A 14,145-nucleotide genomic window follows, 5' to 3' on the forward strand; every position below is an offset into this window, starting at 1 on the left:
AGAAAAGCACGGCTTATGCCGTGCTTTTTTTTAGCAAGCACAACACCTGGCGATACCTGAGTCGAAAATGAAAAACATTCTTGCCATCCAGTCCCACGTGGTATTTGGTCACGCCGGTAACAGCGCCGCCGAATTCCCGATGCGCCGCCTGGGCGCCAACGTCTGGCCGTTGAACACGGTGCAGTTCTCCAACCACACGCAATACGGGCAATGGACCGGCACGGTGATGCCCGCCAGCCACCTGAGCGAGATTGTGCAGGGGATTGCGAATATCGGCCAACTGGAGCGCTGTGATGCGGTTCTGAGCGGATATCTGGGCTCGGCTGAGCAGGGCGAACATATTCTTTCCATAGTGCGTCAGGTAAAAGCGGCTAACCCGAAGGCAAAATACTTCTGTGATCCGGTGATGGGCCACCCGGAAAAAGGCTGTATCGTGGCGCCTGGCGTGGCGGAATACCACACGCGCTACGCCATGCCTGCCAGCGATATCATCGCGCCGAACCTGATTGAGCTGGAAATTCTCAGCGGCCACAGCGTAAACAACGTGGACGAAGCCGTGGCAACGGCCCGGGAGCTGATTGCTCAAGGGCCGGAAATTGTACTGGTGAAGCACCTGGCTCGCGCAGGCTACCAGCAGGATCGTTTTGAAATGCTGCTGGTGACGGCGGACGAAGCCTGGCACATCCATCGCCCGCTGGTGGACTTTGGCGAGCGCCAGCCGGTTGGCGTGGGTGACGTGACCAGCGGCCTGCTGCTGGTTAAGCTGCTGCAGGGTGCAACGCTGCGTGAAGCGCTGGAGCACGTTACGGCGGCGGTGTACGACATTATGGTCGTCACCAAGCGTATGGCCGAGTATGAACTGCAGCTGGTCGCGGCTCAGGACGGGATTGCCAAACCCGAACACTATTTCACCGCGGTGAAGCTCTGAAATAAAAAACGCCCTCATTTGAGGGCGTTTTGCTATCCAGGTCTGATTTAAATCCCTTCGGCGGTCAGCGCCGCAGACACCGCCGGGCGCGCCTTCATGCGCTCAACGTAGGCTTCGATATTTGTCAGCCCGGCCAGATCCAGCTTCAGACCATAGGCCCAGCGCAGCACGGTAAACAGGTAGGCATCCACCACGGTGAAGCGGGCCCCCATCAGCCACTGCTTGTCCTGCAGCGACTCGTTCACATAGTGGAATTTCTTCTCCATCTGCTTGCGAACCACGGCCTTGAACTCTTCAGGGGTTGCCGGGTTGAACAGCGGAGAAAAGCCTTTATGCAGCTCGGTTGCCACATAGTTCAGCCACTCCAGCGTGTGGTAGCGAGTCATGCTGCCTGCTGGGGCCAGCAGATGGCGATCTGGCACTTTATCCGCCAGGTATTGCACGATAGCCACGCCCTCGGTCAGCAGAGAGCCGTCATCCAGTACCAGAGCGGGCACCTGTCCTTTGGGGTTAATGGCGAGAAAATCGTCACCGTTTTCGGTGCGCTTGGTCGCGAGGTCAACTTTCACCAGCGAAAAGTCCAGGCCAGATTCACGCAGGATAATGTGTGGAGAGAGGGAACAGGCACCGGGCTTGAAATACAGTTTCATGACGAACTCCTTTAGGGCGCTAAGATAACTTATGTTAGTGCGGACGCAGTGAAAAAAAAAGCCGCCAGCTGTGAGGCCGGCGGCTAAATAATCATTTTTCCTGGCGAAATTACGCGGTAGCGGTTTCGTTAACCTTATCGGCTTTGTCTTCGCTCAGCGTCATGCGGTTCAGCTTCGGTGCGGTCAGCAGCATCAGCACGGCAATCACGCCGGTGACGATACCGATCTGCATGAAGACACGACCGTACACTTCCAGAGACTGCAGCGGGTCAGTCACGTTTTCCGGCACCGCCATCAGGCCTGCAACTTTACCGGCGATGATTGCTGCACCCGCAGTCGTCAGGAACCAGCTGCCCATGATGAAGCCCATCAGGCGCTGTGGTACCAGCTGTGCCACCATTGCGAGGCCCAGGCCGGAGATCATCAGCTCACCAATACTCTGCAGCGCATAGCTCAGAATCAGCCAGTTTACGGACACAATACCCGCTTCGTTAGCGAACTTCGCGCCAACCGGCAGAACCAGGAAGGCGAAGGAGCACAGCACCATCCCGATTGCGAACTTGTGCGGCATCGGCAGGCGGTCGCCCATTTTGTTGTAGATAGCGGCGAGAATCGGGCTACCAATCATGATCCAGAACGGGTTCAGCGCCTGGAACTGCTCGGCTTCGAAAGTGATGCCCAGAATTTCGTGGCCCACGTTGCGAATAGCGAAGAAGTTCAGGGAGGTTGGCATCTGGCTGTAAAGCACGAAGAAGACGATAGCTTCAACCATCAGGATGAAGGCCACGATCATCTTGCGGCGAGCCGCGCCTTTCATCGCAAAAGCTTCTTTCGCGAAGATAATAACGATACCCAACGCAACAAGGCCCAGTACCGCGCGAGCGATGCCCTGGTTGTGCAGCAGCCAGGTTGCCACGGCAATCAGCACTACAACGCCGGCGATGGTTGCCATCAGCTTACCGAAGTGCACCGGTGCGAAGTCAGGTTTGGAGCCATAGTTCTTCACCCACTTCTTACAGAAGATGAAGTTCACCAGGGTAATCAGCATGCCCACGAAGCTCAGGGAGAACGCGGTGCTCCAGCCATACTGCGCCGCAAGCCATGGAGTAGCGAGCATAGAGAAGAAGGAGCCGATGTTGATGGACATGTAGTACATGGTGAATGCACCGTCCAGACGCGGATCGTCTTTCTCATAGCAGGTTGACAGCAGCGCGGAAGGGTTAGCCTTGAACAGGCCGTTACCTACGGCGATGGTCGCCATCCCTATATACACCACGCTCACGTCGTGGCCGGAGTAGGCCACAAGGGCGTAGCCGATAGCCAGTACGATGGTACCCAGCATGATAACGCGTTTGGTGCCGAGGACTTTATCGCCCAGCCAGCCGCCAATCGCGACCAGGCCATAAACAAGGGCGCTAAAGGAGGAGAACAGCGTGATGGAGTCCGCTTCGGACATGCCCAGCATTTTGACCAGGTAAACGGCCATGATGCCTTGCAGGCCGTAATAGCCGAAACGCTCCCAGAGTTCGATAGAGAAAATCAGGTAGAACGATTTAGGTTGCTTAAAGGCGTTTAGACTAACGCTTTCTGCTGGTTCTTTGTTTGCAGTCGACACATATACCTCTTTTTTTACATCCCGCTTTAATTAAGGGGCTTACTAATGCCTTACCGCATGGGTAAGCATTTTTCTTGTTATTAGGAAGGAAAAACGGGGGGTAATGTTCACTATCCACGGGTTGCAGGCAAGGGGTTTGTAATAATCTGTTACATATATCCATGGCGAGATAATACGCCATCAGGTGAATTGTTATTCAGCGTTAAATTTTACCAATTCATTTATTAACGATTTTTTGTCTTTTTTCAAAGCGATTTTTTAACATTATAGTTATATATTCTGCTTTTAAAGCTGAAGTGCAGTGTTAATGACCGCTATATTCAATATGTCTGGCCTATTGTATGGCCGTAGATCCATTATTGCTAACGATAGCAAGGCGTTAGTGCTGATTTCGTTACCTTTTTGCAACCTCAAGTTATCAAAGTGATGCAGATCACAAATTTATAGAAATTTCTTATCGCAAAAAAACGATTAACCTGGTTAGCCGGTTAATCAACGAACAATATAAAATCTCACTGCGTTATTCATGGGATAAAAGTGTGCAACTCAGGTAGTTTTTAGGCAGGGAAGTTCAGAGGAAGCCCGGTATAGACCCGGGCGAGGCTATCAGGCGTCAACCTTCTCTTTAAATTCGCAGAGATCTTCGATAATGCATGAGCCACAGCGCGGCTTACGCGCGATGCAGGTATAGCGGCCATGGAGGATCAGCCAGTGATGGCAGTCGACCTTAAATTCTGCCGGAACCACCTTCAGCAGTTTTTCCTCTACCTGCTCGACGTTTTTCCCGGCAGCAAACTGAGTGCGGTTACACACCCGGAAGATATGCGTATCGACGGCAATCGTTGGCCAGCCGAAGGCCGTGTTCAGCACGACGTTGGCGGTTTTACGGCCTACGCCCGGCAGCGCCTCAAGCGCCGCCCGCTCCTCAGGGACTTCGCCACCGTGCAGGTCAAGCAGCATGCGGCAGGTTTTGATCACATTCTCCGCTTTGCTGTTAAACAGGCCGATGGTTTTGATGTACTCCTTTACGCCGTCTACACCAAGCGCCAGCATCGTCGCCGGGGTATTGGCGACAGGATACAGCTTTGCCGTCGCCTTGTTGACGCTGACGTCGGTGGCCTGAGCGGACAGCAGAACCGCAATCAGCAGCTCAAAAGGGCTGCTGAAATTGAGTTCGGTTGTCGGATGAGGATTGTTGTCTCTCAGGCGGGTGAGGATCTCAACGCGCTTGCTGTTATTCATTAAGCCTTCTCTGCATTGCCTGCTACGGCGGTGGCGCTTTCGCGGGCGCGACGTGCCTTCATTTTTTCATCAATGAGGTATTTTACCGCCAACAGCATACCCAGGCCAATAAAGGCGCCCGGCGGCAGCATGGCGAGCAGGAAAGGCGTGTCGGTATGGAAGACTTCAATGCGAAGCACTTTCGCCCAGTTGCCAAGCAGGCCGTCCGCGCCGTCAAACAGGGTGCCGTTACCAATAATCTCGCGAATGGAGCCTAAAACAAACATTGCGCTGGTCGCGCCCAGCCCGGTGGCAAACCCATCCAGCGCGGCATAAGGCACGCTGGCTTTTGCCGCGTAGGCTTCGGCTCGCCCAACGACGATACAGTTGGTGACGATGAGCGGGATAAAGATCCCCAGCGACTGGTAGAGCCCAAATGCATAAGCGTTGATCAGCATCTGCACGATACTGACCACCGAGGCAATGATCAGCACATACACCGGAATACGAATTTCAGCGGGCACCCAGCGGCGCAGGGCGGAAATTGTCCCGTTGGTCAGCGTCAGTACCAGCGTGGTCGCCAGCCCAAGTCCGAGGGCATTGGTGGCGGTGGAGGTGACGGCCAGCAGCGGGCAAAGGCCCAGCAGCTGAACCAGCGCCGAGTTATTTTTCCACAGCCCGTTTACCAGGACGCGTTTTGTTTCGCTCATTGTTGTTCTCCACAGGCCGGCAATTCGTTGAGCTGCGCGGGCAGGGTCTCTGCAAACAGGCCAGCGCGCTTAACGGCATTGACTACCGCGCGCGGGGTAATGGTTGCCCCGGTAAATTGCGTGAACTGCCCGCCGTCTTTTTGGACCGCCCAGCTCGGATCATTGCTGCCCTGAATGCGTTTGTTAGCAAAGTGGGTGATCCAGTCGCTGAGACGCAGTTCTATTTTATCCCCAAGCCCCGGCGTTTCGTGGTGTTCGGTCACGCGGGTACCGAGGATGGTGCCGTTAAAATCGGCGGCAACCAGAATCTGTATAGCACCAGAATAGCCGTCCGGCGCGGTGGCTTCCATGACAACAGCAACGGGCTTATCGCCTTTACGCGCCACATAAATATGTCGGGCGCCTTTGCCGAGCGGGGAGTCCTTCACCACCAGGCAGCTGTCCTGAATAGGGTTATCGTAGACGTCGTCGGCAATCACCTGATCAAATAACATTTTTTGCTGCAGCGCCGATTGCTGGGCAATTGTCGGTTTGGTGAGTTCGTTGACCAGCGCCGTCAGCCCGGTAAACAGAGCGGCAAACAGCGCCAGGGCTACGCCATGTTTTTGCATTGTTTTAAACATAGCGTCTCCTTAGCGGTGGCCGTACGCGCGAGGGCGGGTGTAGTAGTCGATCAGCGGCACGGTAATATTACCTAGCAGCACGGCGAACGCCACGCCGTCCGGGTAGCCGCCATAGGTGCGAATCAGCCAGACCAGCAGGCCAACCAGCGCCCCGAAAATCAGTCGCCCACGGTTGGTCGTTGAGGCGGTGACCGGGTCAGTCAGGATAAAAAACGCGCCGAGCATGGTCGCACCGGAGAACAGATGTACCATCGGCGACAGGCATTTTTCCGGGGCAATAACCCAGCCGAGCGTGGAGCAGACGACCAAAGCCACCAGGAAGCCCGCCGGGATATGCCAGCGAATAGTGCCGCGCCACAGCAGGAACAGACCGCCCGCCAGATAAGCCAGGTTAACCCACTGCCAGCCGAGGCCCGCCAGTGCGCCACCATAGATTGGCGCACTCAGAAGTTGCTCTGCGGAGTGCCCCGCGTGCAGACCGGTTTTGAAGGTGTCCAGCGGCGTGGCCTGGCTGATGCCGTCCACGCCCATGCGCAGCGTATCCATGGTACCGCCTGTGGCGGTTGCGCCGTGGAAAATCACCTGCAGGCTGTCAACAAAACCCGGTACGTTGGCGGCAATGGACTCCGGCGGCAGCCAGGAGGTCATCTGCACCGGGAAAGCAATCAGCAGGACAACGTAGCCAATCATCGCCGGGTTAAACGGGTTATTGCCAAGGCCGCCATAAAGCTGCTTGGCAATGATGATGGCAAACACTATCCCGACAACCACCATCCACCATGGCGCGAGAGGCGGAATACTGATCCCCAGCAACAGGCCGGTGAGCAGCGCCGAGTTATCGGCAAGATGGTTTTGTACGGATTTTTTGCGCAGACGTAGCACCAGCGCTTCGGCGACCATAGCGCTGACGATCCCCAGCACAACCTGAATCAGCGTTCCCCAGCCAAACCAGTACCACTGCATCGCGATGCCGGGCAGGGCTGCGAGACAAACCAGCATCATAATCCGCGCGGTGCTGCGCTGATTATGGGTAAACGGGGAGCTTGCGATTTTAAAAACCATTTATTCCTCTGGAGACATCTGAGCGGCTTTACGCGCCTGAACGCGGGCAATTGCCGCAGCCACTGCAGCTTTGCGTGGATCTTGTTCTTCTTGTGGGGCTGATTGTTCGCTTTCCGCTTTCTGCGCCGCTTTGCGAGCTTTGGCTCGGGCAATGGCGGCCTCAACGGCGGCTTTGCGCGGGTCAACGACTTCTTGCTCAACGACAGCTGGCTCAGGGCTTTCTGCGTTTTGCGCAGCTTTGCGGGCCTTAGCACGGGCAATGGCAGCTTCAACGGCGGCCTTGCGCGGGTCAACGGCTTCTTGCTCAACGACAGCTGGCTCAGGGCTTTCTGCGTTTTGCGCAGCTTTGCGGGCCTTAGCACGGGCAATGGCAGCTTCAACGGCGGCTTTGCGCGGATCAACGGCTTCGGGCTCAACGGCCGCTGTCTCAGGGCTTTCTGCGTTTTGTGCGGCTTTGCGAGCCTTGGCACGGGCGATCGCGGCTTCAACGGCAGCCTTACGCGGATCGGTTTCGGTGCTGGTCGCCGATTCTGCCTGTAGCGCTTTCTCTGCCTGGCGCGCGCGCGCTTCAGCTTTACGAGCTTCGCGGGCGGCAATCATTTCGCTATTGTCCGGCGTACTGCCGGCTTTCACGACTATAGGTTCGTCGCTGGCCTGCGCTTTTTTGCTTTTTACGCGGGCAAGTGCGGCCTGAATGGCATCGTTATCTTTTGCCGTCGGCTGAACCGCGGCATTTTTATGGCGCTCAAGGCGAGCGGCTTTCTCACGCTCCAGCCTTTCCTGCCGTGCCTCAAAGCGAGCCTTAGCCTCAACGGTGCGTTTGGCTTCCAGCTCAATCTCACGGATTTCGGCCTTTTCCTGGCGGAAGTACTGCACCAGCGGAATATTGCTTGGGCAAACGTAGGCGCAGGCCCCGCATTCGATACAGTCAGACAGGTTGTAGGCGGTGGCTTTGTCGTGCTGCTGGCCTTTGCTGAACCAGTACAGCTGCTGCGGCAGCAGATCGGCCGGGCAGGAGTCCGCGCAGGCGCTGCAGCGAATACAGCCTTGTTCTTCTTCCTGTTCGCCCATTTCAGCCGGAGACGGGGCCAACAGGCAGTTGGTAATTTTCACTACCGGCACATCAAGCCACGGTAGGGTGAAGCCCATCAGCGGCCCACCCATAATCACTTTCTGATCCTGCCCTGGGCGGAAGCCCGCAAAACTGAGGAGGTGGCTGACCGGCGTGCCCAGACGCGCCCAGACGTTGCCCGGCTGAGTTATGGATTCACCAGTTAAAGTGACGACACGCTCGGTCAGCGGTTCGCCGTCGATGACCGCACGTTTAATGGCATACGCGGTGCCGACGTTCTGCATCAGAATGCCAATGTCGGACGAACGGCCCCCGTGGGGCACCTGCATGCCGGTTAAAATCTGCGTCAGCTGCTTGGCGCCGCCGGACGGATATTTCGTCGGGATGACCCGCAGCTGCATATCGTGGCTATTAGCCAGCACCGCCCGCATCATGGAGATCGCCTGCGGCTTGTTGTCCTCAATGCCAATAAGAATGCGCTGCGGCTTCAGAATATGGGCCAGAATGCGCACGCCTTCGATAATTTGCGCGGCACAGTCCTGCATCAGGCGGTCATCGGCGGTAATGTAGGGCTCGCATTCGGCGGCGTTCACGATCAGCGTGTCAATTTTATCGCCGCCGCCCTGCAGTTTGCTGCCGGTCGGGAACCCTGCGCCGCCCAGCCCGGCCACGCCGAACTGGTGAATGCGTTCAATAAGGGCTTCACGGCTCTGGCAGCGGTAGTCGCTCCAGCCGTCTCGTTCAATCCAGCGGTCCTCACCGTCGGCATCAAGAATGACGCTAAGTTCGGCGAGGGCAGAAGGATGCGCGGTTGAGTGCGGCTCAATAGCCTTAATGGTGCCGGAGGTTGGAGCGTGTACCGGCAGCATACGCCCGCGCCCACGGGTCAGAGGCTGGCCGCGCAGCACATAATCACCGGGTTTGACGCACAGTTCACCTTCCGCGCCGATGTGCTGCTTCAGCGGAATCACAAACTGGGATGGCAGCGGAACCTGGCGCAGCGGCGTGCCGTTGGACTGGGTTTTCATCTCCGGGGGATGAATGCCGCCGTCAAAGTCCCAAATTCTGTCTTTTTTAAAGCGATTGAAGATATTAAGCATGGTTATCCGCCGGGATCATACGCACCGGGATGGTCTGCAAATCCCATTTCCAGCTTTCGGTCGTCGGGCTGACGGGGATCAGGTCGATGCAGCGGGTAGGGCAAGGGTCGACGCAAAGGTTACAACCTGTGCACTGGTCGCTGATCACGGTATGCATGGCGCGGGTCGCGCCTACAATCGCGTCAACGGGGCAGGCCTGAATGCATTTTGTGCAGCCGATGCAGTTTGCTTCGTCAATCACGGCGAGCATGCGCACTGGCTCTGCGGCGGTGGCGTCGCCGTCAATCGGCTGGGGCTCCACGTTCAGGGCGCTGGCAATCTTCAGCATTACGGCTTCGCCGCCCGGCGCGCAAAGGTTGATTTTCGCGCCCTGGTTGCCAACGGCCTCTGCGTAAGGACGGCAGCCTGGGTAACCGCACTGGCCGCACTGGCTCTGGGGCAGCAGTTCGTCAATGCGGTCAACAATCGGATCTTCTTCTACTTCAAAGCGGCGAGAGGCATAGCCCAGGATCAGGCCGAAAAGCAGCCCCATCAGCGTGACCGAAATAATGGCCATCCACAACGTTGTCATCAGAACTTCACCAGCCCGCTAAAGCCCATAAAGGCGAGGGCCATCAGGCCTGCGGTCACCAGCGCGATAGCGTTGCCGCGAAACGGGGCTGGAATATCGGCTACAACCATACGCTCGCGAATGGCCGCGAACAGCACCATCACCAGCGAGAAGCCAAGCGCGGCGGAAAAACCGTACACCGCCGACTGCAGGAAGTTATGGCCCAGGTTGATGTTGAGCAATGCCACGCCGAGTACGGCGCAGTTGGTGGTGATCAGCGGCAGGAAGATCCCCAGCAGGCGATAAAGTGCGGGGCTGGTTTTACGCACCACCATTTCGGTGAACTGCACGACAACCGCGATAACCAGGATAAACGCCAGGGTGCGCAGATAGATCAGGTCCAGCGGCACCAGGATAAGTTCGTCAATGATCCACGCAAAAATAGAGGCGAGCGTCATCACGAAGGTGGTCGCCAGCCCCATGCCGATGGCGCTTTCCAGTTTTTTGGAAACCCCCATAAACGGACACAGACCAAGGAACTTCACCAGCACGAAGTTATTGACCAGAACGGTACCCACAAAGAGCAGCAAATAATCTGACATGATTCGACCTGAAACAAAAAAAGCCGCCTATTATCGACGAATCGGCGGGCGGCGACAACGGGCTATCTATAGGGTTATTACGGGTTAATGAAGGTCTGCTTCACTCGCTTCGAACGCTTCAAATAAGGCACCAGTAATGCCGCCGCAAGCAGAGAAGGCAGCAGCAGTTGAACCGCGACCTTGTCGCTGACCGGCGAAAATGCAAAGGATTTAATCGCCAGCAGCACGGTGAGCAGCAGCCACAAAATATAATGACGGATCACATTCTGGCGGCGTTTAAAGAACGCGATAGTCAGCCAGAGGGTATAAGCCCACATTGCCATCGCGCAGGCGACGGACAGGCTGAACAACAGCGTTGTTTTTGCGTCTGCGCTGCCCAGCGCCTCGCGGGCCGCCGGGGACAAAATCATCATCAGGAAACTTAACAGCGCCACCGAGCTGCTGAGCAACGACATCAGCAGCCAGGCCAAAGGGGCAAGGAGCCAGCCGGCAATGCGCGGGGGTTGGGGCGTCGTCATGTGTCCTCCCGATTTTAAATAAGGTGAATAAAGCGGGGGGATTATAAGGGATTTTGCCGCTAATGCTACCGGCAGCGGCTATACAACGTAACGCCAGACCGTTTTCGGCACGCATCCAAGGTCAAAAAGACGTCCGCCGGCGGCCAGTTCGGCCCTGCGGTGATCGGCCGCGCGGTACATATTCATGATTTCCTGGCTGTCGGTCAGGGTGTAATTCAAGTGATCAAAAAGCTTTTCCAGATTTTCCTGCGAGCTTATTTTGCGGAATTTCATCAGGTAGTCCAGGGCACTGAGAGGTGTTGCATTTTCCATGGCGGATATCAATTAATCACGTTCGGCGGATTGAGAGGCGATGATAATCGCAAACTCGGTCGCGACTTAGCGCTATTATTACTCAACGGAACAATTAGGAGTTTTCTTTGCAAGATCCAGGAATATCGCGCCCTGGACTACATAAAATTTCCTTAATTTAATTTACCCTGGCCGTTCGGGCTAAATGAAGACAGTTATTTAAAGCCATAATAACTGTCAGGATGATTAGCAATAATGGCGGTCTTATGCCTGGACAATGCGCAATCCAGAAACTTGCTGTTGTCGCCCACCGGGGGATAATGTGAAATGCCGGAGTTCATTACAGAGAGGAAAACACATGAGTGATACCATCCGCGTCGGGCTTATCGGTTACGGTTATGCCAGCAAGACTTTTCATGCACCGCTGATTTCCGGTACGCCAGGAATGATCCTCGCCGCAGTTTCCAGTAGCGATGCTGAAAAAGTGCACGCTGACTGGCCGGGGATGACGGTCGTGTCCGATCCTCAGCACCTGTTTAAAGATCCCGCCATCGATCTGATTGTCATTCCTACCCCGAATGACACCCACTTCCCGCTGGCTAAAGCTGCGCTGGAAGCCGGAAAACATGTTGTCGTTGATAAGCCTTTCACCGTCACGCTATCCCAGGCGCGAGAGCTGGATGCGCTGGCTAAAAAGCTCGGCCTGCTGCTGTCCGTGTTCCACAACCGCCGTTGGGATAGCGACTTCCTGACGGTGAAAAATTTGCTGGCGGAAGGGACGCTCGGCGAAGTGGCCTATTTTGAATCCCACTTTGACCGCTACCGCCCGCAGGTACGTAACCGCTGGCGTGAACAGGCGGGCGTCGGTAGCGGTATTTGGTACGATCTGGGGCCGCATCTGCTTGATCAGGCCATCACTCTGTTTGGGCTGCCGGTCAGCCTGACCGTGGACCTCGCGCAGCTTCGCGCCGGGGCGCAGGCGACCGACTACTTCCACGCCGTGCTGGCTTATCCGCAGCGTCGGGTCGTGCTGCATGGCACGCTGCTGGCGGCGGCGGAAACGGCGCGTTACATCGTGCACGGCACGCGTGGGAGCTACATTAAATACGGTCTTGATCCGCAGGAAGATCGCCTGAAAGCGGGGGAACGACTGCCGCAGGAAGACTGGGGTTACGACATGCGCGACGGCGTGCTGACTCTGGCACAGGGCGAGATAATGGACGAGCAGACGCTACTGACCGTGCCGGGTAACTATCCGGCTTATTATGCGGGAGTGCGTGATGCTCTGGCCGGTAAAGGTGAGAACCCTGTCCCGGCAGCCCAGGCGATTCAGGTCATGGAACTGATTGAGCTGGGCATCGAGTCCGCTAAAAAGCGCGCGACGCTGAACTTTGTCTGAGAATACCCCTCACCGCGCCCGGTGAGGGTTAACCGTTAATGCAGATCGTTAAAGTTGTAGGTAAAGGTCAGGCTGAAGCGGACATCGCGGCGGCTGCTGTCGCTGGGTAAATCAGCCAGTGGCCTCGCCGCCTCAACGGAGACAGTATAGTGGCGGCTGTCGCCCACCGTTACCCCGGTTGCAATCGAGGCCAGACGCTGGTGACGGAAGCCCGGCTGATTGAACCAGGTCTGGGCGGTATCTGCCACGACATAGGGCTGCACCGTGTTAATCCACACGCCCTGATCGAGACTATGGAGATAGCGCATTTCAACCTGCCCGCCGTAGCCGTAATCTCCGCTGGCCTCGCCGTCAGGATATCCCCGGCCAAAACGCTGCGCCCCGAAGCTTACGCGCTCAGCTTCGGGCAAATTATTGTTCGACCAGTCCCCCTCCAGCGACGTACTCAATCGCCATTTAGGCGCGACCAGCCAGGCGGCATCGACGTTGCCCTTCCAGCGCGTAAAGTTGAGATTAGTGTTTAATCCCGGCGTGACGCTGGCCCCAAAGGCATCAATACCCTTGCGCAGAGTCAGGCGTGCGCTCCAGTTGGCGGTGTCGTACTCGCGGTAGCCCCAGGCCGAAAACTCTGCCGCCGGGTAGCGAGCGCGCTGGCTGACGCCGGACAAATCAATGGTATTGCCGAAGCCGCTGGCGCGCAGCGCATAATCGTCGCGCTTATCGACATAATCCAGCCCGCCGCTGACCGAAAACTGCTTCTTGCGCTCAAGCAGCAGTGGGTAGCTGAAGGCTATTCCCCCGGTGTACTGGGTGGTTTTTTCCTTTGCGTCGATAGAAATGTTCTGTGGCAAATAAAGCAGCGGCGTGTAGTCGCTGGGGTTTTCACGATAGAAGCTGCCTTTCAACTGCATCAGCAGGCCGTTATCGGTGAGGTATTGCTGATAGTTGGCCCCAAAGTAGGTTTTTTTTGTGCTGCTATCCAGCGGCACCAGCGTGGCAAGCCCCAGTTGATCGCCGTGGCTGGTGAGGTTGCTGAGCGTGCCGTTAATCAGCGCCAGGTTTGAGCCTTTGCGCGTGTCTATCGTGGAGGAAATATCCCAGATATGCGGCTGCGTGGCGTCGACTTTCATATCCGCCGCACCGTAAATGTTGTTAGGTAGCGCAGCATTTGCTTCCACTTTTGTCGCCGGCGTGCGCTGCATCAGCAGGCTGTAGCGGTCAAATGTGGCCTGGCTGAGGGGTTTTTCATTCATCATTAGCGCCGACAAACGGCTTAGGCGTTCGCCCGTATTAGCGTTATCGCTTTTGATGTTGCTGTGCGCAATATAGCCTTCAACCAGCACAATACGCACTGTGCCATCATGGAAATTGTCGCTCGGCAGGTAAGCGTAGGACAGCGGCAGGCCATCCTGCTGATAGCGCTGGGTAATGCTGTTGGTCAACGTTATCAACTGGGCCAGCGGGACTGTTTTGCCGACCAGCGGCATAAACGGCTGAACCAGCGAGTCGAGTTTATAGCGCGTGCCGCCAATAAACTGCAGATGTTTCACCGTAATCGGCGTCTGCGGGGTTAACTGCGGAGCCGGCAGCGGGGTTTTTACTTCTGGCTGTTTTTGCGGGGCAGCAGGTATGGCAAGAGAACGAGCAGCTTTTGCAGGGTTATTAGGGTCGATAAGCGTGGGGGACATATCGGCATAGCTGATACTCAGCGTAGCGCCATAAAGCAACACGATACCCAGACGAGTGTCCATGATGATCTCCCTTAACTGCGCAGCGAAGAAGATGCTGTGAAAAAAGTGCTCCC

Annotated in this window: 14 protein-coding genes; 2 read left to right on the forward strand and 12 right to left on the reverse strand. The window is 56.4% G+C overall.

Annotated features, from left to right (window positions below):
• Positions 1 to 67 precede the first annotated feature (67 nt).
• A complete protein-coding gene (gene pdxY / locus ACR6JA_RS02585) occupies positions 68 to 928 on the forward strand; it encodes a pyridoxal kinase PdxY (protein WP_008456431.1) in 861 nt (286 codons plus the stop codon).
• A 47-nt stretch (positions 929 to 975) separates the two neighbouring features.
• On the opposite strand, the gene gstA is transcribed toward pdxY, so the two are convergent.
• From gstA to ydgT, 11 genes are all read right to left on the reverse strand, one after another.
• On the reverse strand, positions 976 to 1,578 hold the full coding sequence (gene gstA / locus ACR6JA_RS02590; RefSeq protein WP_273971099.1) for a glutathione transferase GstA: 603 nt from the start codon (positions 1,576 to 1,578) through the stop codon (positions 976 to 978).
• 109 nt (positions 1,579 to 1,687) lie between these two features.
• Positions 1,688 to 3,193 carry a dipeptide/tripeptide permease DtpA gene (gene dtpA, locus ACR6JA_RS02595; protein ID WP_494493511.1) on the reverse strand — a complete coding sequence of 502 codons (1,506 nt, stop codon included), beginning with the start codon at positions 3,191 to 3,193 and terminating at the stop codon, positions 1,688 to 1,690.
• Positions 3,194 to 3,799: 606 nt separating this feature from the next.
• Positions 3,800 to 4,435, reverse strand: coding sequence for an endonuclease III (gene nth / locus ACR6JA_RS02600; RefSeq protein WP_494493512.1), 636 nt, complete (start codon positions 4,433 to 4,435; stop codon positions 3,800 to 3,802).
• Positions 4,435 to 5,124: an electron transport complex subunit E gene (locus ACR6JA_RS02605; RefSeq protein WP_213715809.1), complete on the reverse strand. Its 690-nt coding sequence runs from the start codon at positions 5,122 to 5,124 to the stop codon at positions 4,435 to 4,437. Before ACR6JA_RS02605 ends, nth begins: the two co-directional genes overlap by 1 nt.
• Entirely contained in the window at positions 5,121 to 5,747 is a 627-nt protein-coding gene (rsxG, locus tag ACR6JA_RS02610; RefSeq protein ID WP_039302429.1) for an electron transport complex subunit RsxG, read from the reverse strand. The genes ACR6JA_RS02605 and rsxG overlap by 4 nt, the downstream gene beginning before the upstream one ends.
• A gap of 9 nt (positions 5,748 to 5,756) precedes the next feature.
• The gene (gene rsxD, locus ACR6JA_RS02615; protein ID WP_494493513.1) at positions 5,757 to 6,809 is read right to left on the reverse strand and encodes an electron transport complex subunit RsxD; all 1,053 of its coding nucleotides are present in this window, start codon (positions 6,807 to 6,809) and stop codon (positions 5,757 to 5,759) included.
• Positions 6,810 to 8,981, reverse strand: a complete 2,172-nt coding sequence (rsxC, locus tag ACR6JA_RS02620; protein WP_494493514.1) for an electron transport complex subunit RsxC — start codon at positions 8,979 to 8,981, stop codon at positions 6,810 to 6,812.
• Entirely contained in the window at positions 8,974 to 9,552 is a 579-nt protein-coding gene (gene rsxB / locus ACR6JA_RS02625; RefSeq protein ID WP_008456423.1) for an electron transport complex subunit RsxB, read from the reverse strand. The genes rsxC and rsxB overlap by 8 nt, the downstream gene beginning before the upstream one ends.
• Positions 9,552 to 10,133 (reverse strand): electron transport complex subunit RsxA, encoded by a 582-nt coding sequence (rsxA, locus tag ACR6JA_RS02630; protein ID WP_008456422.1) that lies wholly within the window; start codon positions 10,131 to 10,133, stop codon positions 9,552 to 9,554. Before rsxA ends, rsxB begins: the two co-directional genes overlap by 1 nt.
• Before the next feature lie 77 nt (positions 10,134 to 10,210).
• Positions 10,211 to 10,651 carry a DUF2569 family protein gene (locus ACR6JA_RS02635; protein ID WP_494493515.1) on the reverse strand — a complete coding sequence of 147 codons (441 nt, stop codon included), beginning with the start codon at positions 10,649 to 10,651 and terminating at the stop codon, positions 10,211 to 10,213.
• A gap of 78 nt (positions 10,652 to 10,729) precedes the next feature.
• Positions 10,730 to 10,963: a transcription modulator YdgT gene (ydgT, locus tag ACR6JA_RS02640; RefSeq protein ID WP_494493516.1), complete on the reverse strand. Its 234-nt coding sequence runs from the start codon at positions 10,961 to 10,963 to the stop codon at positions 10,730 to 10,732.
• Between the two features lie 337 nt (positions 10,964 to 11,300).
• On the opposite strand from ydgT, the gene ACR6JA_RS02645 reads away from it, so the two are divergent.
• The gene (locus tag ACR6JA_RS02645; protein WP_494493517.1) at positions 11,301 to 12,341 is read left to right on the forward strand and encodes an oxidoreductase; all 1,041 of its coding nucleotides are present in this window, start codon (positions 11,301 to 11,303) and stop codon (positions 12,339 to 12,341) included.
• 35 nt (positions 12,342 to 12,376) lie between these two features.
• Here the strand turns inward: ACR6JA_RS02645 and ACR6JA_RS02650 are convergent, their stop codons facing one another.
• Positions 12,377 to 14,092 carry a ShlB/FhaC/HecB family hemolysin secretion/activation protein gene (locus ACR6JA_RS02650; protein WP_494493518.1) on the reverse strand — a complete coding sequence of 572 codons (1,716 nt, stop codon included), beginning with the start codon at positions 14,090 to 14,092 and terminating at the stop codon, positions 12,377 to 12,379.
• Positions 14,093 to 14,145 lie beyond the last annotated feature (53 nt).

The organism is Cedecea sp. B1(4) (assembly GCF_059414925.1).

Bases quoted from the DNA above. Each gene is read 5' to 3' on its own strand.
- pdxY (WP_008456431.1), top strand. From the start codon at position 68: ATGAAAAACATTCTTGCCATCCAGTCCCACGTGGTATTTGGTCACGCC.
- gstA (WP_273971099.1), bottom strand. From the start codon at position 1,578: ATGAAACTGTATTTCAAGCCCGGTGCCTGTTCCCTCTCTCCACACATT.
- nth (WP_494493512.1), bottom strand. From the start codon at position 4,435: ATGAATAACAGCAAGCGCGTTGAGATCCTCACCCGCCTGAGAGACAAC.
- ACR6JA_RS02605 (WP_213715809.1), bottom strand. From the start codon at position 5,124: ATGAGCGAAACAAAACGCGTCCTGGTAAACGGGCTGTGGAAAAATAAC.
- rsxG (WP_039302429.1), bottom strand. From the start codon at position 5,747: ATGTTTAAAACAATGCAAAAACATGGCGTAGCCCTGGCGCTGTTTGCC.
- rsxD (WP_494493513.1), bottom strand. From the start codon at position 6,809: ATGGTTTTTAAAATCGCAAGCTCCCCGTTTACCCATAATCAGCGCAGC.
- rsxC (WP_494493514.1), bottom strand. From the start codon at position 8,981: ATGCTTAATATCTTCAATCGCTTTAAAAAAGACAGAATTTGGGACTTT.
- rsxB (WP_008456423.1), bottom strand. From the start codon at position 9,552: ATGACAACGTTGTGGATGGCCATTATTTCGGTCACGCTGATGGGGCTG.
- rsxA (WP_008456422.1), bottom strand. From the start codon at position 10,133: ATGTCAGATTATTTGCTGCTCTTTGTGGGTACCGTTCTGGTCAATAAC.
- ACR6JA_RS02635 (WP_494493515.1), bottom strand. From the start codon at position 10,651: ATGACGACGCCCCAACCCCCGCGCATTGCCGGCTGGCTCCTTGCCCCT.
- ydgT (WP_494493516.1), bottom strand. From the start codon at position 10,963: ATGGAAAATGCAACACCTCTCAGTGCCCTGGACTACCTGATGAAATTC.
- ACR6JA_RS02645 (WP_494493517.1), top strand. From the start codon at position 11,301: ATGAGTGATACCATCCGCGTCGGGCTTATCGGTTACGGTTATGCCAGC.
- ACR6JA_RS02650 (WP_494493518.1), bottom strand. From the start codon at position 14,092: ATGGACACTCGTCTGGGTATCGTGTTGCTTTATGGCGCTACGCTGAGT.